General features: G+C 65.6%; 20 protein-coding genes and 2 tRNA genes. 13 read left to right on the forward strand and 9 right to left on the reverse strand.

All coding sequences use genetic code 11. The annotated features are described in order from the left end of the window. The first annotated feature begins 91 nt into the window (after window positions 1–91). Window positions 92–256 carry a hypothetical protein gene (locus AC0L3K_RS18725; RefSeq protein WP_007602663.1) on the forward strand — a complete coding sequence of 55 codons (165 nt, stop codon included), beginning with the start codon at window positions 92–94 and terminating at the stop codon, window positions 254–256. A gap of 3 nt (window positions 257–259) precedes the next feature. Here AC0L3K_RS18725 and AC0L3K_RS18730 read toward each other — a convergent pair whose 3' ends face one another. Then, the gene (locus tag AC0L3K_RS18730) at window positions 260–439 is read right to left on the reverse strand and encodes a hypothetical protein (protein ID WP_198288282.1); all 180 of its coding nucleotides are present in this window, start codon (window positions 437–439) and stop codon (window positions 260–262) included. Between the two features lie 246 nt (window positions 440–685). On the opposite strand from AC0L3K_RS18730, the gene AC0L3K_RS18735 reads away from it, so the two are divergent. The 4 genes from AC0L3K_RS18735 to AC0L3K_RS18750 all read left to right on the forward strand — a co-directional run bounded on the left by AC0L3K_RS18735 (window position 686) and on the right by AC0L3K_RS18750 (window position 4,571). Further along, complete coding sequence (locus AC0L3K_RS18735; RefSeq protein ID WP_219683799.1) at window positions 686–2,383, forward strand: methyl-accepting chemotaxis protein; 1,698 nt, start codon at window positions 686–688, stop codon at window positions 2,381–2,383. Window positions 2,384–2,615: 232 nt separating this feature from the next. Further along, window positions 2,616–3,335, forward strand: coding sequence for a class I SAM-dependent methyltransferase (locus AC0L3K_RS18740; protein ID WP_219683797.1), 720 nt, complete (start codon window positions 2,616–2,618; stop codon window positions 3,333–3,335). A gap of 100 nt (window positions 3,336–3,435) precedes the next feature. Further along, on the forward strand, window positions 3,436–4,098 hold the full coding sequence (locus AC0L3K_RS18745) for a class I SAM-dependent methyltransferase (RefSeq protein ID WP_219683796.1): 663 nt from the start codon (window positions 3,436–3,438) through the stop codon (window positions 4,096–4,098). A gap of 59 nt (window positions 4,099–4,157) precedes the next feature. Beyond that, entirely contained in the window at window positions 4,158–4,571 is a 414-nt protein-coding gene (locus tag AC0L3K_RS18750) for a GFA family protein (RefSeq protein ID WP_219683794.1), read from the forward strand. A gap of 17 nt (window positions 4,572–4,588) precedes the next feature. Here AC0L3K_RS18750 and AC0L3K_RS18755 read toward each other — a convergent pair. Then, window positions 4,589–4,663, reverse strand: a tRNA-Thr gene (locus tag AC0L3K_RS18755). Window positions 4,664–4,828: 165 nt separating this feature from the next. Beyond that, the gene (locus AC0L3K_RS18760; protein WP_007602678.1) at window positions 4,829–5,329 is read right to left on the reverse strand and encodes a hypothetical protein; all 501 of its coding nucleotides are present in this window, start codon (window positions 5,327–5,329) and stop codon (window positions 4,829–4,831) included. Window positions 5,330–5,612: 283 nt separating this feature from the next. Here AC0L3K_RS18760 and AC0L3K_RS18765 point away from each other — a divergent pair, with 283 nt between their 5' ends. Together AC0L3K_RS18765 and AC0L3K_RS18770 are read left to right on the forward strand one after the other, a co-directional pair. Further along, window positions 5,613–6,098, forward strand: coding sequence for a hypothetical protein (locus tag AC0L3K_RS18765; protein ID WP_219683793.1), 486 nt, complete (start codon window positions 5,613–5,615; stop codon window positions 6,096–6,098). 43 nt (window positions 6,099–6,141) lie between these two features. Next, window positions 6,142–6,675, forward strand: coding sequence for a hypothetical protein (locus AC0L3K_RS18770; RefSeq protein WP_219683791.1), 534 nt, complete (start codon window positions 6,142–6,144; stop codon window positions 6,673–6,675). 61 nt (window positions 6,676–6,736) lie between these two features. Here AC0L3K_RS18770 and rlmB read toward each other — a convergent pair whose 3' ends face one another. Beyond that, window positions 6,737–7,567 (reverse strand): 23S rRNA (guanosine(2251)-2'-O)-methyltransferase RlmB, encoded by an 831-nt coding sequence (rlmB, locus tag AC0L3K_RS18775; RefSeq protein ID WP_219683789.1) that lies wholly within the window; start codon window positions 7,565–7,567, stop codon window positions 6,737–6,739. Window positions 7,568–7,773: 206 nt separating this feature from the next. Here rlmB and AC0L3K_RS18780 point away from each other — a divergent pair. Next, a tRNA-Tyr gene (locus tag AC0L3K_RS18780) sits at window positions 7,774–7,859 on the forward strand. Window positions 7,860–7,970: 111 nt separating this feature from the next. On the opposite strand, the gene AC0L3K_RS18785 is transcribed toward AC0L3K_RS18780, so the two are convergent. Both AC0L3K_RS18785 and AC0L3K_RS18790 read right to left on the reverse strand, forming a co-directional pair. Beyond that, a complete protein-coding gene (locus tag AC0L3K_RS18785) occupies window positions 7,971–9,002 on the reverse strand; it encodes an LLM class flavin-dependent oxidoreductase (protein ID WP_354128757.1) in 1,032 nt (343 codons plus the stop codon). Window positions 9,003–9,153: 151 nt separating this feature from the next. Then, window positions 9,154–10,083 (reverse strand): LysR family transcriptional regulator, encoded by a 930-nt coding sequence (locus tag AC0L3K_RS18790; RefSeq protein ID WP_354128758.1) that lies wholly within the window; start codon window positions 10,081–10,083, stop codon window positions 9,154–9,156. A 106-nt stretch (window positions 10,084–10,189) separates the two neighbouring features. Between AC0L3K_RS18790 and AC0L3K_RS18795 the strand changes: the two genes are divergently transcribed. The 3 genes from AC0L3K_RS18795 to AC0L3K_RS18805 are packed head-to-tail and all read left to right on the forward strand — an operon-like array spanning window position 10,190 to window position 13,307. Next, window positions 10,190–11,548 carry an MFS transporter gene (locus AC0L3K_RS18795; protein ID WP_219683784.1) on the forward strand — a complete coding sequence of 453 codons (1,359 nt, stop codon included), beginning with the start codon at window positions 10,190–10,192 and terminating at the stop codon, window positions 11,546–11,548. After that, the gene (locus AC0L3K_RS18800) at window positions 11,545–12,042 is read left to right on the forward strand and encodes a GAF domain-containing protein (RefSeq protein ID WP_473366568.1); all 498 of its coding nucleotides are present in this window, start codon (window positions 11,545–11,547) and stop codon (window positions 12,040–12,042) included. Before AC0L3K_RS18795 ends, AC0L3K_RS18800 begins: the two co-directional genes overlap by 4 nt. Before the next feature lie 17 nt (window positions 12,043–12,059). Then, the gene (locus AC0L3K_RS18805; protein ID WP_219683781.1) at window positions 12,060–13,307 is read left to right on the forward strand and encodes a metal-dependent hydrolase family protein; all 1,248 of its coding nucleotides are present in this window, start codon (window positions 12,060–12,062) and stop codon (window positions 13,305–13,307) included. Window positions 13,308–13,313: 6 nt separating this feature from the next. Here AC0L3K_RS18805 and AC0L3K_RS18810 read toward each other — a convergent pair whose 3' ends face one another. Then, entirely contained in the window at window positions 13,314–15,371 is a 2,058-nt protein-coding gene (locus tag AC0L3K_RS18810; protein WP_219683779.1) for an ATP-dependent helicase, read from the reverse strand. 127 nt (window positions 15,372–15,498) lie between these two features. Between AC0L3K_RS18810 and AC0L3K_RS18815 the strand changes: the two genes are divergently transcribed. Further along, on the forward strand, window positions 15,499–16,089 hold the full coding sequence (locus AC0L3K_RS18815; protein WP_007602905.1) for a TMEM175 family protein: 591 nt from the start codon (window positions 15,499–15,501) through the stop codon (window positions 16,087–16,089). Between the two features lie 9 nt (window positions 16,090–16,098). On the opposite strand, the gene AC0L3K_RS18820 is transcribed toward AC0L3K_RS18815, so the two are convergent. Beyond that, entirely contained in the window at window positions 16,099–16,479 is a 381-nt protein-coding gene (locus tag AC0L3K_RS18820; protein ID WP_007602906.1) for a YciI family protein, read from the reverse strand. Window positions 16,480–16,676: 197 nt separating this feature from the next. On the opposite strand from AC0L3K_RS18820, the gene AC0L3K_RS18825 reads away from it, so the two are divergent. Continuing rightward, window positions 16,677–16,868 (forward strand): hypothetical protein, encoded by a 192-nt coding sequence (locus AC0L3K_RS18825; RefSeq protein ID WP_219683778.1) that lies wholly within the window; start codon window positions 16,677–16,679, stop codon window positions 16,866–16,868. A 50-nt stretch (window positions 16,869–16,918) separates the two neighbouring features. Here the strand turns inward: AC0L3K_RS18825 and AC0L3K_RS18830 are convergent, their stop codons facing one another. Beyond that, the gene (locus tag AC0L3K_RS18830; RefSeq protein WP_219683776.1) at window positions 16,919–17,632 is read right to left on the reverse strand and encodes a substrate-binding periplasmic protein; all 714 of its coding nucleotides are present in this window, start codon (window positions 17,630–17,632) and stop codon (window positions 16,919–16,921) included. Between the last annotated feature and the right edge of the window lie 376 nt (window positions 17,633–18,008).

Consider the following 18,008-nt stretch of genomic DNA (forward strand, 5'->3'; position numbering starts at 1 on the left):
GTCGGGGCTATTCCAGCAAAGCTGGCCGGCCGAATCAAGAAGCTGTTGCGTGGGGGATTGCATATTTTTCCCGGCCGCCCGACAGTGGGGAATGGATGCCAAAGCAGACCATTCAGCCGAAGCCGAGGGCTTGAGGCTCGTCCGCGCGTTCCTCTCGCTGCCGCCCGACAAACGGGCGGAGGTGATCGCGTTCGTTGAGGAGTTGGCCCGCGCCAAACGCCGTCCCGAGGAAGGCGCCGACGTCTCGCCGGGGTGAGGGCTAGCGCTCCCGCGGATTGAGGTTGGGCCGGAACGGAGCCCCGACCACCCGAACCGGCGTCGAAGCGGGCACGTCGATCGCCGCCGTTTCAGCCTGCCGCTTTGCCGGAGCCGGTTCGAACAGCGCAATTGCCGCGGCCAAGGCGCTACAGCACAGCGTCACGGTGGCCAGCAGAAACATGTTTCGGTTTTCTTCCCTGATCCGCATGGGCCGACAACGGAGGACACCGGCGACCGGTTCCGGCATTCCACGCCCGGCTCGCGCCCCGGAATAGGCCGAAGCTTACGCGAAGCTTACGGCGGAAGCCAAAATAGTTAGTTTTCCGTAAGACTACCCGGGACATTTGGCATCAAATCTTAACGTCAGCTGGTTCCAATGCACGGTGCTGGGAATATGCATCGGCAGAAAATCACTGGGGCGGCTGCAATGAGCGTTTTGAACAATCTGAAAATCGTGTGGAAGGTCGCGCTGATCGTCGCCGTGATGGGCTTTGCCATGGTCGCCGTCGCCGGCTTCGGCACGCGCGAACTCTCGGCAACTGTCGACGGCTTCGCCGAGCTTTCCGCCGCGCAATCCTCGGCGCTCAACCTGACGCGGGCCCAGCGCCGCGCCGAGACCTATCATGCCGCGCTCTATGCGGTCTTCACCGAGGCGACGGAGGCGGGCAACGCCAACCGCCTCAAGACCGCGACCCAGAACCGCGACGAGATCCGCCAATACCTCGAGGCAGCCGAACAGGACGATCCCGCGCGCGCGAGCCAGATCAAGAGTATCGGCGACCAATTGAAAGCCGTGTTCGCCGGCTGCGATCCGGTGCTGAAGGCAGGCTCGCTCGCGAGCAGCCCGGAAGAGAATGCCAAGGCGGCCGAGCGTGCGCACAAGGAGTGCGATCCGGTGATGGATGCGGCCTTGGGGCGCGTTGCCAAGTTCGTGGGCGAGACCGCAGAGGCGGTCGCCAAGAGCAAGGACGCCATCAACCGCGACGCCAGATCCGCGACCTGGACGGTGATCGGCGTCAGCGCCGGCGGCCTGATCATGGGTATCGCGATCGCGCTGTTCATCGGCCTCAATGCGATGTCACGGCCGATTGCCCGCCTCAAGCTCGCCATGGAGGGCCTTGCCCGCAACGATCTCAAGACCGAAGTGCCCGAGAAGGACCGCCGCGACGAGATCGGCGACATGGCCAGGACGGTCGAAATCTTCAAGACCAACGGGATCGAGGTCGAGCGCCTCAAGGCTTCGCAGGTTGAAGTGGAGAAGCAGGCCGCCGATCAGCGTAAGCGCGACATGGTCAACCTTGCCGACGGCTTTGAGCGCGCGGTCGGCGAGATCATCGAGACGGTGGGCTCGGCGTCCACCGAGCTCGAAGCGTCGTCCTCGACGTTGGCCACCACCGCGCAGCGTGCGCAGGAGCTCACTTCGGTCGTCGCGGTCGCGTCGGGTGAAGCGACCAGCAACGTGCAGTCGGTTGCGACGGCCACGGAGGAGCTGTCCTCCTCGGTCAACGAGATCAGCCGCCAGGTGCAGGAATCGGCGCGGATGGCGGGCGAGGCCGTCACCCAGGCTCGCACCACGACGGTGCGCGTCAGCGAGCTCTCGGTTGCGGCGACGCGCATCGGCGACGTCGTCGAGCTGATCAACACCATTGCCGGCCAGACCAACCTCCTGGCGCTCAACGCCACGATCGAGGCGGCACGTGCCGGCGAGGCCGGCCGCGGCTTCGCCGTCGTCGCCGCCGAGGTGAAGACGCTGGCCGAGCAGACCGCGAAAGCGACCGGCGAGATCAGCCAGCAGATTTCCGGTATCCAGACCGCGACCCAGGAATCCGTCAACGCGATCCGCGACATCTCCGCGACGATCGAGCGGCTCTCGGAAGTGTCGTCGACCATTGCCGCGGCCGTCGAGGAGCAGGGCGCCGCGACCCAGGAGATCTCGCGCAACGTGCAGCAGGCCGCCCACGGCACCCAGCAGGTCTCCACCAACATCGCCGACGTGCAGCGCGGTGCAGCCGAGACCGGCTCGGCCTCCTCGCAGGTGCTTTCCACCGCCAAGATGCTGGCGACCGACAGCAACCGGCTGAAGGATGAGGTCGGGAAATTCCTCCACACGGTGCGCGCCGCCTGAGTCCGGCGCGGCGGCTTCGTCCGCCGCGCTGCGCACTCATCGCGCCAGCAGAAATCCCATTGCGAATGCGAACAGCACGGCCGTCATGACGACGGCGGCGATCCTGGCCTTCTCTTTGACGGTGGGGCGCATCGGTCCTGCAATCTACCTCATGTTGAACTCTGATCCAATCTATGGTCAGTAGCCGCGCCCGCGACACGCGCGGCCAACATGCATTCCGGAAGGTCGATCCATGAACGAGGATGTCAGCGACGGCTGGGCCGCGTCCGCGGTCGCCTGGATCGTCGAGCAGGGCGAGGACGGCGACTATGGCCGACGCTTCGTGCTGGACGCGCCGATGCGGGCGCGGATCGAAGGGCGAGGCTTCCGCAATGCGCTCGACGTCGGCTGCGGCGAGGGGCGCTTCTGTCGCATCATGCAGCGCGCCGGTATCCGCACCACTGGCGTCGATCCAACCGAAGCGCTGCTCGCGCGTGCCATGGAGTTAGACCCGCAGGGCGACTATCGGCTCGGCCGAGCCGAGACGATGGATTTCGGCGCGGAGTTCGATCTGGTCGTCAGCTATCTCAGTTTGATAGACATGCCCGATCTCGCTGGATCTGTCGCGAGGATGGTGGCGGCGCTGCGGCCGGGCGGTACGCTCTTGTTCGCCAACCTGACCAGCTTCAACACCGCCGGTCCGTCCGAGGGCTGGACACGTGACGGCGAGGGCGTCTTGCGCTTCGTCATCGATCATTACATGGACGAGCGGCCGACCTGGGTGACATGGCGCGGCATTCGCGTCCAGAACTGGCATCGTCCGCTCTCCACCTACATGACGCTGCTGCTCGATCACGGACTCCAGTTGCGCCTGTTCGTTGAGCCGCAGCCTACGGGCGGTGATCCCGACAGAATTGCCCGTCATCGCCGGGTGCCCTTTTTCCACATCATGGAGTGGCAGAAGCCGGCTTGAGGGACGAGGCCTGCGATTTCGGACGCGCAGTTGAACTGCTAGTGTGTTCGCGACGGAATCTTGATTTGAGGTCCGCCCGACGACCGCCAATCGTCCACCCGTGCTCGCCCATGAGCGGTTCGCCGCCGACCGCGACAATTTCGCGGGCCTCGGCCTCGCCGCGCGGTTCGAGCGGATCGAGCAGACCAACCTGTGGGGCGCGGCTAGTTCGGTGTCGGGCCTCGGCTCGGAGGACCCCGCGACCGCAGCGGTCCGCGAGGTGCTTCCTCCACTGCTGCAACGGCTCGGCGCGCGCTCGCTGCTCGATGCGCCCTGCGGGGACGCGGGCTGGATCGGCCGCGTGAGGCTGGATCTCGACTACACCGGCATCGACATCGTTCCGTCGCTGATCGCGGCCAATCGCCAGCGCGTGGCGGGCGGCGAGTTGTCCGGCCGGTTTCTCGTTGCCGACATCACGCGCGATGCACTGCCGCGCGCGGATGTCGTTCTGTGCCGGGACTGCCTGGTGCATTTGAGTTTCGGCAATATCGCCCGCGCCGTCGCGAACTTTCGCGCCAGCGGCGCGCATTTCCTGCTGGTCACGACGTTTCCCGAATGGGACGACAATCGCGATTGCGAGGACGGCGACTGGCGCGCGCTGAACATGGAGAAGGCGCCGTTCGACTGGCCGGCACCGCGCGAGCTGATCAAGGAGCATTGCGAGGAGGGCGGTGGCGGCTGGCGCGACAAGAGCCTCGGGCTGTGGGCGCTGGATCAATTGTAGCCCGGCTCGCGCTGCGCTCCATCCGAACCACAGGACCAACGAGAGTGGAGTGAATTCCGATGATCGATGCCCAATGCAGGTGCGGCGCGCTCACGCTGTCGCTTCCGGGACCGTCCAGCCTCGTCGTCGCCTGCCACTGCATTGACTGCCAGCGTCGAACCGGCGCGCCGTTCGGGGTCGGTGCGTTCTATCCGGCGGAGGGCGTCACGATCTCGGGGACGTCGAACGAATACGTCCGGACAGCCGCAAGCGGCGGCAAGGTCCGCAGCTATTTTTGCCCCGAGTGCGGTTCGACGGTCTATTGGAAGGCGGACAATCTGCCTGCGATGGTCGGCGTTGCCGTCGGCGCTACCGCGGATCCGAACTACCCGGCGCCCATCCGCTCGGTTTTCGAACAGTCGAAACATGCCTGGGTGGAAATATCAGGCGCTGAGCACTTCCAGCAAAGCAGCGCACCGAAGCATTCGAAGTGAGCGTTGCGCTCAAAGGCTGGTGCCGGCTGAGGGGATTGAACCCCCGACCTTCGGTTTACAAAACCGCTGCTCTACCGCTGAGCTAAGCCGGCGACGCCTGGAGAAGCGGGCAGGGACCAGCATACGCCGGAGCCGTCCACCCGTGCGCGCCGCAATACCAGACTTGACCGGAAAGTGCCAGAACCCGCGATGCCCGATGCAGACACGAATCAGGCGGCCCGAAGGCCGCCTGATCTGTCGCGTTCGGTTGAATCGCCTTATTGGCAGATGTGCCGGCGGCCGTCTTCGCCCTTGAACCAGGTGCCGGGCGTGCAGACGAAGCCGTTGCGCTGGGCGTAGGTGCGGGTGTCCCAACCGCGATTGTCCCAGCCGCGGTTATCCCAGCCATTGTCGTAGGCGTAGGCGTCGTTCGTGGCACGGAACGGGGCGGTTGCGATTGCGCCTGCAGTCCCGATGGCTGCGCCGGCCACGCCAGCGGCTGTTCCGACCGCGCCGGCGGCGACGTCGGTCGGCCAGAAGCCGGTGCGGCTCCTGTTCCAGTCGTTATTCCAGTCGCCGTTGTTGGTCTGGCGATAGGACACGCGACGATGCCGATAGCCGCTGTCGGTGTACGGATTTCCCGGTCCGACGTTCTGGCAGTTGGCGTTGGGGAATTGCGCCGCGCAGCGGCCGGGATTGGTGATCACGGCCTGCGCCATGGCAGAGCCCGTCACGAGGGTCGCCGCAATCGCCGTGGCTCCGAGAAGTTTGACGTTCATGATTGTTTGGCTCCCGTTTTGTTGACGGGGGCTAAACGCCGAAGACGCCGGACGTTCCGCTGAAACCGGCGGATTTTCGTGAGCGGCAGTCAAACGGAAGTGAGCACGCGCGATGGTTCCGGACTGCAGGGTCCGGTGGCGTTAATGCTTCACTAGTTCGCTTTGCAGCATTTGAGCGGCGCGCAATCCTTACACATTAGGCTTACCGGCAATTGGAGAGAGGGCCTTAACCCTCTCTGCGTCGCCATCGGGTAGGTTGTCGCCGGATAAATGGGATCCTCTCATGCGCGCATCTGCGCTCGCCGCCTTTCTGATCGGACTGCCCGCGTCGGCGTTTGCCGGCGGCGGCTTCGATATCGTCGTTCCCGGTCGCCCCGGCGTGCCCATCATCATCAACAACATCGACGCGTCCTATGCCGTGGTCGAGGGGACCTGGGGCCTGGGGAAGAACGTGCAGGTGCAGCCCACGATCTATGGCGGCCGCTATATCGCCGAGCGCCAGCCTGAGGACGTCGGCCATTATTACCCGACGCTGGGCCTGCGGCCCGGCTATGGCCGGCTCGAGGTCGAGCCGCCCGCGAACCGCAAAATGCCCAAGCCGGCCGAGAGCTATCACCAGAGCTGGGGCGCGCAATCGGCGCCGCTGCCGCCGCAGATGGACGTGCCCGTCAATCCGCCGCCGGTGATCCTCGCGCCTGAGATCAACGACTATCCGCGGCGTCCTCGGCCGCGGCCGCGTACAGAGATGCCCGGCAGACCGCCGGGTTAAGAAACGACAAAATCCAAAAAACGGAAATCAACAGGAGAGAGTAATGCGTCAGATGATTTCGGGACTGGTCGCGGCGGCTGCCGTGATGTTCGCCGCCACCGCGCCCGCCGCGGCCTGCGGCTTCGATCCGTGCCAGCCGGTCGCGCCGGTCTATTCCGGCTGCAACACCGGCTGCGGCGGTTATGGGGCCGGCTACGGCTACGGCTACGGCGCCTATGAGCGTCTCGCCGAGCCCACCACGCAATATTATCACGTCAACCAGGGCCCGACCTACACCGGTCCGGGCACCTTCGCGCCGTATCCGACCTACCGTGAGGACGCGGTGGTTGCGCCCGCCAATTACGGCTACGGCCGTGGCTATGGCTATGGGCACGGCTATGGCTATCGCGCCGCCGCGGTCGAAGCCCCGGCCGCCTATCCCTACCGCCGCCCGTATTACCGTCCGTATCGCTACGGCTACGGCCCGCGCGCCGGCTATCTGCCGCGCACGCATTACGGCTACGGTCCGCGCTACGGCTACGCCCCGCGCCATGTGCCGTACTACGGCGGCCACCGCGTGCTGCGTCGCTATTACTGATCGCTTGATCGGTTAAACCAACGAGACGCCCGTCCGCGATGCGGACGGGCGTTTTGTTTTGTCACCGCTTCATCAGCCCGAGCCGGCTGGCGCCGACATAGAGCGAGAGCACGGCGGCATTCGAGACGTTGAGGCTCTTGATCTCGCCGGGCATGTCGAGCCGCGCCACGACGCTGCAGGTCTCGCGCGTCAATTGCCGCAGGCCCTTGCCTTCGGCACCCAGCACCAGGGCGAGCGGCTCGCGCAGGGTGACCTCGGAGAGATCCGCGCTGCCTTCACTGTCCAGCCCGACGGTCTGGAAGCCGAGCTCGTTCAGCGTGGTCAGTGCGCGGGCGAGGTTTTGCACCGTCACCATCGGCACCAGCTCCAGTGCGCCGGAGGCGGCCTTGGCCAGCACGCCGGTCGCTTCCGGACTGTGGCGCGCGGTGGTGACGATCGCCTTCACGGCGAAGGCCGCAGCCGAGCGCAGGATGGCGCCGACATTGTGCGGATCGGTGATCTGGTCGAGCACCAGCACGATGCCGTCCTGCTCTAAATCCTCGATGTCGGGCGAGGGCAGGGGATCGGCCTCGGCGAGCAGGCCCTGGTGCACCGCGTCGGGCGACAGCAGCCGGTCGATCTCCTGGGGCCGGACGATCTCGGGCGTGATGCGGGTTGCGATGTTCTCGTCCGCCAGACGCCTTGCGGCATTCTCGGTCAGCGTCAGCTTGCGGATCTGCCGCTGGGGGTTGGCGAGCGCCATGGTGACGGTGTGCCAGCCATAGAGGATGACGGGACCGTCGGTGTCCGAATCGCGATCGCGCCGGGCCGGGCGACCGGCCGATTTTCCGGGCCTGTTGAAGGGCTTAGACCCGCCGCGGGGGCCCCTCGGGTTGAATTTTCGATCCTTCATGGGCTCGCTTGTGTCACGGGTCCCGGAATATGGCAATTTGGGTGGTGTCGGGGGCGATTTTAGCTGTTCGCCTCGGTTGACTTTACCCCATCGCTTCGCCGATAACCGCGCCCGGTCGCGCCCCCATCCGGGCTGTCGCGGCCTTCACGTTCCATGGCCGTCTTCGGTCGCCGGCAAGGTCCGGCCCGATTGTGCTGCCGTCGAGCGGGGGAGTGTCCCGAGTGGCAAAGGGAGCTGACTGTAAATCAGCCGCCTTATGGCTTCGCAGGTTCGAGTCCTGCCTCCCCCACCACGCTTCGCCCTTCGGGCTTCGCGTGGCGCAGCCAACGTGATGCGCGAAGGACGGAGCGTGGTGTCCGGCGAAGCCCGTAGGGCGAAGACGGACTGAGCGGATCCGATCGCCTTACCCCATCATCTCGCGCACCATCGGCACCACCTTCCGGCCGTAGAGCTCAATGCTCTTCATCAGCTTCCCATGCGGCAGCGGGCCCGCTGAATACTTCAGCTGAAACCGCGAAATGCCGAGTGCCTTGGCGGTCTTGGCGATCTTGCGCGCGACCGTCTCCGGCGAGCCGACATAGAGCGAACCGTGCTCGGCCTCATTGACGAACTCGTCGCGGCCCATCGGTGGCCAGCCGCGTTCCTTGCCGATGCGGTCGCGCATCGCCTTGTAGTCGGGCCACAGCTCCTCGCGCGCCTGTTCGTCGGTCTCGGCGACATAGCCGGGCGAATGCACGCCGATCGGCTGGGCCGGGCGGCCGAACTCCCTGAACGCGCGGTGATAGAGATCGACGAAGGGCGCGAAGCGCGCGGGATCGCCGCCGATGATCGCGAGCATCAAGGGCAGGTCGTAATGCGCGGCGCGCACCACCGATTGCGGACTGCCGCCGACGCCGATCCAGGTCTTGAGCGTGCCGTTCGCGACCGGGGGATAGACCAGCTGTCCCTTGAGCGGCGGACGCAGCTTGCCTTCCCAGGTCACCGGCTTCTGCGACAGCAGCGCTGCGAACAGATCGAGCTTCTCTTCGAACAGCGCTTCGTAAGCCCGCAGGTCGAAACCGAACAGCGGAAAGGATTCGGTGAATGAGCCGCGGCCGAGGATCACCTCGGCGCGCCCGTTCGAGAGCGCGTCCAGCGTGGCAAAGCGCTGGAAGACGCGGATCGGATCATCCGAGCTCAGCACCGTCACGGCCGAACCGAGATGGATGCGCCTGGTCCGCGACGCGATGGCGGCCAGCACGGTCTCAGGGGAGGAGATCGCGAAGTCGGCGCGGTGATGTTCGCCGAGGCCGATGAAGTCGAGGCCGAGCTCGTCGGCCAGCACCGCTTCGTCGACGACGTTGCGGATCACCTGCGCGTGCGGAAGCATCGCGCCGGAGGTATCTGTGGTGACGTCGCCAAAGGTGTCCAGTCCGAATTCAAGCGGTGCGGTCATTGATGAGGTCTCTGCGGGCGCGGCTTGCGCGCCTGTCACTGGGGGAGGGGATTGGTTTGGTTGGAGCTAAGCAGCCGGGTCTGATGCGCAATGCTGCTTCGAGAAACCCATTGTTTCCCTTTCTTCTTGGTGTCGGGGGGGGGCCGCGGCTTCAGTCGGACCTGGCGAACATCTCGACCAGGGTCTCGCGCAGCCAGCGCTGCGCCGGCACGGTGTCGTTGCGCTGGTGCCAGAACAGGCTGACGATGCGCGGCGGCGCCTTGAGCGGAAGCGGCATGGCGTGCAGGAACGGCGCGTGCCGGGATTGCGAGCGCAAATCGCTCGGCAGCACCGCAATCAGGTCGGACTGGCGCACCACCTCGTAGGCGGCGCTGTAGTGATTGACGGTCGCGACCAGGTTGCGCGATAGCCCGCGCGAGGCGAGGAAGAGGTCGTAGGACGGCAAGGTCTTGCCGGCGAGGCTCACATCGACATGCCCCGCGTTGAGGAAGCTGCGCGTGCTCAGCCGCTTCATCGCCGCGACCGGATGGCCGCGCCGCATGAAACAGGCGTAGTCGACGGTCCACAGCGAGCGCGAGCGGATGGCGGCCGGTTGCTGCGCCTCGTTGACATAGACGCTGAGCACGCAATCAACGCGATTGTCCTCGAGCTGGTCGGCGATCTCCACGACGGTGTTGGGAACGGTGTGGATTCGCGCCTTGGGCGCGACCTTGCCGAAATGGTTCAGCAGGTTCGGCATCACCAGCGAGGCGACGTAATCCGACATCGACAGGCTGAACTCTGTCTGCGCACGGTGCGGGTCGAACACCTGCTCGTCGAGCGCGCCGCGGACGGTTTCGAGCGCTTCGCCGATCGGCTCCCACAGCACCACGGCGCGTTGGGTCGGACGGATGCCGGTGCCGGACCTGACGAACAGGGGATCGCCGAGCGCGTCCCGCAGGCGTGCGAGCGCGTTGCTGACCGCAGGCTGCGTCATCAGAAGCGCGTTGGCGGCGCGCGTGACGCTGCCCTCGGTCATCAGGGCCTCGAAGACTTTCAGCAGGTTGAGGTCGAGCTTTCGGAACGACAGAACATTCACCACAGTAATGTACTAGATCATGATTATAAATTATGACGATAATATCTCCTTGTCTATGGTTCCCCCAGGGATGAGCGGAGTGCCGGCCGCCAGACAGAGGGGGACTTTCATGTCGATGATTTCGGCGCGCATCGAGCGCCTTCCATTCGCGCGTTTCCATAAGCATCTGCTGCTGATGGGCGGGCTCGGCTATACATTCGACGCGATGGATGCAGCGGTGCTGGCGTTCATCCTGCCGGTGTTGCGCACGACCTGGAATCTGTCGAGCGTGCAGATCGGCGTGCTCGGCAGCAGCACCTATATCGGCTTCCTGTTCGGCGCGCTGCTGGCGGGCACGCTGGGTGACCTGATCGGCCGTCGTGCGGTGATGATGTCGGCGCTGGCGCTCTATTGCGTCGCATCCATCGTCAGCGCGGCGGTGAACGACTGGTCGTCCTTCTTCGCCGCCCGGGTCGTCGCGGGCATGGGCACCGGCGCGGAGAGCGCAATCATTGCGCCCTATCTGGCGGAATTCGTCGCACGGCGTTACCGCGGCAGCTTTACCGGCGCGCTGGCCGGATTCTTCTCCTTCGGTTTCGTGGCGTCGGCCTTGCTCGGCTATTTCATCGTGCCAGCCTATGAGAACGGCTGGCGCATCGTTCTGGTGATCACCGCGGTGCCGGTCGTCATGCTGCTGTGGTGGCGCAGGGCGCTGCCGGAATCGCCGCGCTGGCTGGAAAGCCGGGGCCGTGAGAAGGAAGCCGCAGCCGTGCTCGACAGGATTGAGGCCGGCTTTGCGAGCCAAGGCCATGTCCTGCCACAACCGGTCGTCGAAGCCGCGGCGCCTGCCGTGACTGGTGGGACGCTGCTTGCCAATTTCGCCGCGCTCCTCGCCGGCCGCCAGGCGCGCATCACCATCATGACCTGGATCATGTGGCTTGCGATCACGTTCAGCTACTATTCCTTCTTCGTCTGGATCCCCGGCCTTCTGGTCCAGAACGGCATGAGCATCACCAAGAGCTTCGCCTATTCGATCGCGATCTATTGCGCGCAGATTCCCGGCTATTTCAGTGCCGCGTATTTCAACGAGCGCATCGGCCGGCAGGCGACCATCGCCTCCTACATGGTGCTTGGCGGCGCAAGCGCGCTCGGCCTCGCCTTCGCGCAGAGCGACCAGCACATCATGGTGGCGGGAATTCTACTGTCCTTCTTCATGAACGGCACCTATGCGGGCGTCTATGCCTATACCGCCGAGGTATTTCCGACGGCGGTCAGAACCACCGGCGCCGGGCTCGCTTCCGCGATCGGCCGCATCGGTGCGATCGTCTCGCCGATCCTGGTCGGCTATCTCTATCCCAATTTCGGCTTCGCCGGCGTCTTCGGCCTCACCACAAGCGTGCTGCTGTTAGGCGCGCTCACCGTGGTGCTGATGGGGGTGCCGACGCGCGGCCGTTCGCTGGAAGAGATTGCGGCGGGTGAAGTCGCGTGAGGGAAACAAAACGCCGGTCCGATCCGCTGCTCTGCGCCGTGGCGGCCGCGCAGGGCAGGGCGGATCAGCCGGATGCCCTGTACTCGGCGCTGGACGACGCCTTGAAATCGGCGATCGGCCACAAGCTGTTCACGATCCTGACCTATGACGACGACACGAGGGAAGCAGCGCGGGTGTATTCCAATCTCCCCGGACCTTACCCGGCGGGCGGACGCAAACGCCTGGCGCCGGGGCCGTGGACCGAGGCTGTGCTGGACCGCGGCGAGGCCTATATCGGCCGCACCCGGGACGATCTGCGCGAGGTGTTTTCCGATCACGAGCTGATTGCTTCGCTCGGCTGCGCGAGCGTGCTCAACATGCCCGTGCGCTGGCGCGGGCGCACGCTCGGCTCGCTCAATCTGCTCCATGAAGCAAGCTGGTACGGCGAGGACGATGTCGCTGCGTGTCTTCCATTCGCCCAGCTCGCTCTGCCCGCGCTGCTCATCCAGTCCTGATCAGACAGGAAGTCGTCATGTCCCGTGTGCTCTTCAAGAACGCCGCTCTGCTCGATCCGCTCCAGCCGGACCTCCTGGAGGGACATCACGTGCTGGTCGAGGACAGTCTGATCAAGGAGGTCTCCGATCGGCCGCTCCAGGTGGAAGCCGACCGCACGATCGATCTGAAGGGCAAGACGCTGATGCCCGGCCTGATCGACCTGCATGTGCATGCGATCGCCGTCGAACTCAATCTGGCGCAGCAGGTGCACATGCCCAACGTGCTGGTGACGCTACGCTCGACGCTGCTGCTGCGCGGCATGCTGCGGCGGGGCTTCACCACCGTGCGCGACGCCGGCGGTGCCGGCCATGCGCTGAAGCAGGCGATCGAGACCGGGCTCACCGACGGACCGCGGCTGTTCGTCTCGGGACGTGCGCTCAGCCAGACCGGCGGCCACGGCGACATGCGGGCCCGCTCGGACTACCTCGCCAGCGACGCACCGTGCCCGTGCTGCGTGCGTGTCGGCGCGCTGGCGCGCGTTGCCGACGGTGTCGATGGCGTGCGAAGGGCGGCCCGCGAAGAGCTCCAGATGGGCGCCGACCAGATCAAGATCATGGCCTCCGGCGGCGTCGCCTCACCGACCGACCCGGTCGGCGCCTTCGGCTACTCCGAGGACGAGATCCGCGCCATCGTCGAGGAGGCGCGCGGGCGTCAGACCTATGTGCTCGCCCACGCCTACACCGCTGCTGCGATCGAACGCGCCATTCGCTGCGGCGTGCGCACCATCGAGCACGGCAATCTGGTCGATGCTCCGACCGCGCAACTGATGGCCGAGAAGGGCGCCTATGTGGTGCCGACGCTCGTCACCTACGAGGCGCTGGCCAACGAGGGCGCCCAATACGGCCTGCCGCCCGAAAGCGTGGCCAAGATCGCCGATGTCCGCGACGCCGGCCTGCGTTCGCTCACGATCTATCGCGATGCCGGCGTGAAGATGGGGTTCGGCAGCGACCTGCTCGGACCGTCGCAGCGTCTGCAGAGCGACGAATTCCGCATCCGCGCCGAGATTCTCGGTCCGCGCGCCGTCATCGCCAGCGCGACATTGGTCGGCGCCGAGGTGCTCGGCATGGAGGGCAAGCTCGGGCGCATCATGCCCGAAGCCATTGCGGACCTGCTGGTGGTCGACGGCAATCCGCTGCGCGATGTTGCCTGCCTGCTCGGCCAGGGCGAGCACATCCCGATGGTGATGAAGGCAGGCAAGGTCCAGTTCGACCGGCTGGGCGCGTAGCCGGCGTTACCGCCACATTCCGCGCATTCGAGCGCCGATGTCGACCTTCGGGCCTTGCGCGGCGGTGCGCGCTGCGCTTGCCCCGGCCTTCGGCCAGGCAGTGCGCTCGAACAGATAGACCAGCTGCTCCGGGATGAAGCGGGTGCGCGAGGCGTAGACGTGGCGGTCGCCCTTGGCTGCCTGGCCGTGGGTGAAGAAGCGCTGCGGCACCACGAGGTGCAGGTCGTCCTTGGCGCGCGTCATCGCGACATAGAGCAGGCGGCGTTCCTCCTCGAGCTCGGCGCTGGTGCCGGCGCCGAGATCCGACGGCATGCAGCCGTCGACGACGTTGAGCACGAACACCGATTTCCACTCCTGGCCCTTGGCGGAGTGGATGGTGGAGAGGATCAGATAATCCTCGTCGCGCAAGGGTGGCCCGGATTTGTCGCTGGTCGCATCCGGTGGATCGAGCGTGAGCTCGGTCAGGAATTTCTCGCGCGAGGCATAGCCGCTCGCGATCTGCTCGAGCTGCATCAGATCGGCGCGGCGCGTCTCGGAATCCTCGTGCAGGCGATCGAGATGCGGTTCGTACCAGAGCCGCACGCGTTCGAGGTCAGCCGGCCATTCCGAATAGCGCAAATTTTCGATGGTGCGGACGAAGCCGGTCCAGTCCGCGCCGGTGCGCGGCGGCACCGGGAGCTGGCCGAGCGCGGCGAGCGGATCGGAGCTCTCCGCCATCTGGTCGAGCACACGCTGCGCCGTCGCAGGTCCGATGCCCGGCAACAGATGCAGGATGCGAAAGCCGGCGACGCGGTCGCGCGGATTCTCAGCGAAGCGCAGCAGTGCCAGCACGTCCTTGACATGCGCGGCATCGAGAAACTTGAGCCCTCCGAACTTGACGAAGGGAATGTTGCGGCGGGTGAGCTCGATCTCCAGCGGGCCCGAATGCGAGGACGTTCGGAACAGCACCGCCTGGTGCTTCAACAGCGCGCCTTGCTCGCGAGTGGCCAGCACTTGCTCGACGATGTAGCGGGCCTGGTCGGCCTCGTCGTGCACGGTGACGAGCTGTGGTTTTTGCGTGCCGGCGCGGTCGGTCCAGAGGTTCTTTGTAAAGCGCTCGCGCGCCAGGCCAATGACGCCGTTGGCCGCTGCCAGCACGGGTTGCGTCGAGCGGTAATTGCGGTCGAGCGTGATCATCTCGGCGCGCGGCGAGAAGCTCTGCGGAAAATCCAGGATGTTGCGGACAGTGGCGGCGCGGAACGAATAGATCGACTGCGCGTCGTCGCCGACGACGGTGAGGCCGCGCCCGTCCGGCTTCAGCGCCAGCAGGATCGAGGATTGCAGGCGGTTGGTGTCCTGATATTCGTCGACCAAGACGTGATCGAAGCGGCCGCCGATTTCTTCCGCGATCGTCGCATCGCTCATCATCTGCGACCAGTAGAGCAGGAGGTCGTCGTAATCGAGCACGTGCTGGGCCTGCTTGGCCTCGACATAGGCCGCGAACAGGCCCTTCAGCTCGGGCGCCCAGCCTGCGCACCAGGGATAATGCGCCCCCAAAACCTTCTCGATCTCCATCTCGGCATTGACGCAGCGGGAGTAGATCGACAGGCAGGTGCCTTTGGCGGGAAAGCGGCTCTCTGTCTTCGACAATCCGCGCTCGTGCCGGACCAGATTCATCAGATCGGCGGAATCCTCGCGGTCGTGGATGGTGAAGGCAGGATCGACGCCGATCCGCTCGGCATATTCGCGCAGCAACCGTGCGCCGATGCCGTGGAACGTGCCGGCCCAGCTGAGCGCGTCGCGCATGATCGCGGCGTTGTTCTCGCCAAGCACTTTTCGGGCGATGCGCTCGACCCGGCCGGCCATCTCGGCCGCGGCGCGCCGCGAGAACGTCATCAGGAGGATGCGGCGCGGATCGCTGCCCGCGACGATCAGGTGCGCGACGCGATGGGCCAGCGTGTTGGTTTTGCCGGAGCCTGCACCGGCGATGACGAGCAGGGGCGCGCCCACGGTCGCACCATCGGCCACACCATGCTCCACGGCGCGGCGCTGCTCCGCATTGAGCGTGTCCAGATATGTCGCCACGAATCGCCCCGGTGAAACAGCCAGACTCGGCGATCCCGCTGCGAATCGCAATGCGTCTGGACGGGACCGATGTTAAGACCTAGGGACAAGACGGCCCAAGGTTCCATTCCGAAAAGCGCCACCCGGCATGACCGAGCTCAAATCCGACCAGTTCGAGATGCGACGGCTGGAATCGCTCAGCAACACCATTTTTGGCGTTGCCATGACGCTGCTCGCCTACGATCTGCCCAGGGCCGCGGTCTTCACAAGCGCGCCCGACTGGAACGATCTGGCCCGGGTCTATTCCGGCAAGCTCGCGGGTCTTGCGCTCAGCTTCATCATCGCCGGCGTGTTCTGGATCAGCCATCACCGCCGGCTGGCGCGCCAGCCCGTCGGCAGCCGCGGCGCGGTGATCCTCAATCTGTTTTTCCTGCTGTCGATCGTGCTGCTGCCGGTGACCAACGGCCTCTACACCAACTACCCCACGAGCAGTGCGGTCGCCGTGCTCTACGGCCTGCACCTGACCACCATCGCCGGCCTCAATGCCTGGCTGTGGTGGAGGATCCTGGGCGGCTGGCGCCACGAGATCATGGCCTCGCTGTTTCCGCTGCTGGTGTTTATTCCGGGCACGGTCGTTGCGGCGTTCGCGCCGCAGGTCGCGCCGTTCGTGTGGTTCATCGCCTTCGGCGGCCTGCTGATCCAGCGCTTCTATGTCGGGCCGACCGGGACGGACGCGTAGGGCCGCGGCTCAGCCTTGCGTCGTGCCGAACCCGTCGGCCGGCACGTAAAGCTTGACCGGGCGAATTTCGTAGACCGCTGACGGATTGACCTGACGCAGCGTCCGCGCGGCCGCGATCGCCTCCTCGTCCGTGTCGTATTCGACGAGGTGGAAGCCCAGAAGCTGCTCCTTGGTCTCGGCAAACGGGCCGTCCAGCACGACGCCCGCGCCGGGGCCACGCAAGGTGCGGGCCTTTCGGGTCTCATCCAGGCGGGCGGCCGGGCCAAAATGCCCGCTTGCCCGCAGCGGTGCCTGAACCTCGATGACTTTGGCCACGACCGCGGCGTCCTTCTCGGGCGTCCAGGACAAGATCTCGTCTTCCACGTGATAGGCCAGGATGGCGTAAAGCATCGTCACCTCGTTGATTTTCGCTGCGCGCGTCCGAAGGACGTATCACCACCGTCGCAGCCGACAATGGGCTTGAGGAAAATATTGCGTCGCGGGGTGCGGCGACGAAACCTTCCCGAAACCCGATTGCGGCCGAAAGGTGTGAACGCCGCTCGAAATCGGCGCGACTGATGGCCACTAAGAACACTTCGGAGGCGGCCATGTCGACCATCAAGATCATCTGCAAGATCATCTGCGACGCGCGTCGGGCGGGAAAGTCGGACGCCGCGGATCTGCACGACCAGAGCGGCCACCACCGCTATTACGGCAGCTCGGCCGAGAGCGGCGGCGAGCGCATCCTCGAAAGCCGGCGCGGCAAGCGCCCGCGCGCAATGAGCGTTTGCGGCTTCTAGACCCGACGCGGTTGCGGTGCGGGAGCAGACTCGCACGAACTGACCGCGTCTCACATCCCGCTCAGCACCTGCTTGATCAGGGTTTCCCGCAACCGGGCGAGTTCGCCGCTCGTCTCCATCTGCTCGATCATCCTTCCGACCTTCGGCACGAGATCGCGATGCCGTTCATGCAGATGGTGGTAGATGCTGATGCGCTCGAGTGGCGGCGAGAGCGGATGGATCCTGGCCTGGAGATTGAGTTTCTTCACCGCAGCCAACCCGCTGAAGAGGTCGGTGACCATCACGTCGAAGCGGTCGGCATCGAGCATCTTGACCATGTTGTCGAGGCTTGTCGTCGCCGTGACCCGGGTCATGCCGCGCGTACCGGCTTCCGACGAGCCGACGCCGCGTACGATGCCGATGCTGTAGTCCCTGATTGAATTCCAGCCGGCGACGTCGAACTGCAGTTTCGTGGTGAAGACAGCGGGCTCGATGTAATTGATCGCAGGTGTCACCTGGATCAGCGTCGGGTAGTCGCGAGAGAGCGTTCCGATCCGCTGGACCTCGCCGTCGACCTGGCCGGTGCTCGACAGCGCGAGCGCGCGCTTGCCGGGGACATCCTCGAATTTGAGCTTGATGTTCAGCCTGGCATAAACCGCGCGGAGCATCTCGCCGCCGACATATTGGTCGGGAATATCGGCGATGCGTGCGAGCCGGATGACTTCTTGCGCCTGCGACGGGCCTGCCGCGAGCAGCAACAGGCAGACCACGACTATCCGCCTCATGACGCATCTCCCTGGCCATGCCTTTTGGGCGTGCCCTGCTAACATCGGATTCCGGGGCCGCGCGATCTACCGGAGATGGCAGCTGCGCCAGTCCGCAACGTTGACAGCACGTTCCCGCTGTGCGGGCGAGCTCCGGACTTTCACCGATGTCATTCTAGCACGCGAGGTGGTACTTTGCCCGGGAATCCTGCTGCTGGGCGCAAGATATGACCCCGTCGAACTCAGGCCGCCCAAGGGCCGACAGGATCAAGGGCCGATAGGATCATCGGCCGACAGGATCGCCACGCGCACCGCGTGCTGAGGCAGGGCCTCAACCGTTCACTTTGCTCGCGGTTGCGGTCGGCCGGCTGAGCAGGTGCCGCCATTTTCGGGGACG

The organism is Bradyrhizobium sp. MI1.10 (genome assembly GCF_055811035.1).

What these genes read in the sequence shown, in the direction of transcription:
- AC0L3K_RS18825 (WP_219683778.1), top strand. Translation starts at nt 16,677, where the DNA reads ATGTCGACCATCAAGATCATCTGCAAGATCATCTGCGACGCGCGTCGG.
- AC0L3K_RS18750 (WP_219683794.1), top strand. Translation starts at nt 4,158, where the DNA reads ATGATCGATGCCCAATGCAGGTGCGGCGCGCTCACGCTGTCGCTTCCG.
- AC0L3K_RS18820 (WP_007602906.1), bottom strand. Translation starts at nt 16,479, where the DNA reads ATGCTTTACGCCATCCTGGCCTATCACGTGGAAGACGAGATCTTGTCC.
- AC0L3K_RS18730 (WP_198288282.1), bottom strand. Translation starts at nt 439, where the DNA reads ATGTTTCTGCTGGCCACCGTGACGCTGTGCTGTAGCGCCTTGGCCGCG.
- AC0L3K_RS18785 (WP_354128757.1), bottom strand. Translation starts at nt 9,002, where the DNA reads ATGACCGCACCGCTTGAATTCGGACTGGACACCTTTGGCGACGTCACC.
- AC0L3K_RS18740 (WP_219683797.1), top strand. Translation starts at nt 2,616, where the DNA reads ATGAACGAGGATGTCAGCGACGGCTGGGCCGCGTCCGCGGTCGCCTGG.
- AC0L3K_RS18830 (WP_219683776.1), bottom strand. Translation starts at nt 17,632, where the DNA reads ATGAGGCGGATAGTCGTGGTCTGCCTGTTGCTGCTCGCGGCAGGCCCG.
- AC0L3K_RS18805 (WP_219683781.1), top strand. Translation starts at nt 12,060, where the DNA reads ATGTCCCGTGTGCTCTTCAAGAACGCCGCTCTGCTCGATCCGCTCCAG.
- AC0L3K_RS18795 (WP_219683784.1), top strand. Translation starts at nt 10,190, where the DNA reads ATGTCGATGATTTCGGCGCGCATCGAGCGCCTTCCATTCGCGCGTTTC.
- AC0L3K_RS18770 (WP_219683791.1), top strand. Translation starts at nt 6,142, where the DNA reads ATGCGTCAGATGATTTCGGGACTGGTCGCGGCGGCTGCCGTGATGTTC.
- AC0L3K_RS18760 (WP_007602678.1), bottom strand. Translation starts at nt 5,329, where the DNA reads ATGAACGTCAAACTTCTCGGAGCCACGGCGATTGCGGCGACCCTCGTG.
- AC0L3K_RS18765 (WP_219683793.1), top strand. Translation starts at nt 5,613, where the DNA reads ATGCGCGCATCTGCGCTCGCCGCCTTTCTGATCGGACTGCCCGCGTCG.
- AC0L3K_RS18815 (WP_007602905.1), top strand. Translation starts at nt 15,499, where the DNA reads ATGACCGAGCTCAAATCCGACCAGTTCGAGATGCGACGGCTGGAATCG.
- AC0L3K_RS18735 (WP_219683799.1), top strand. Translation starts at nt 686, where the DNA reads ATGAGCGTTTTGAACAATCTGAAAATCGTGTGGAAGGTCGCGCTGATC.
- rlmB (WP_219683789.1), bottom strand. Translation starts at nt 7,567, where the DNA reads ATGAAGGATCGAAAATTCAACCCGAGGGGCCCCCGCGGCGGGTCTAAG.
- AC0L3K_RS18725 (WP_007602663.1), top strand. Translation starts at nt 92, where the DNA reads ATGGATGCCAAAGCAGACCATTCAGCCGAAGCCGAGGGCTTGAGGCTC.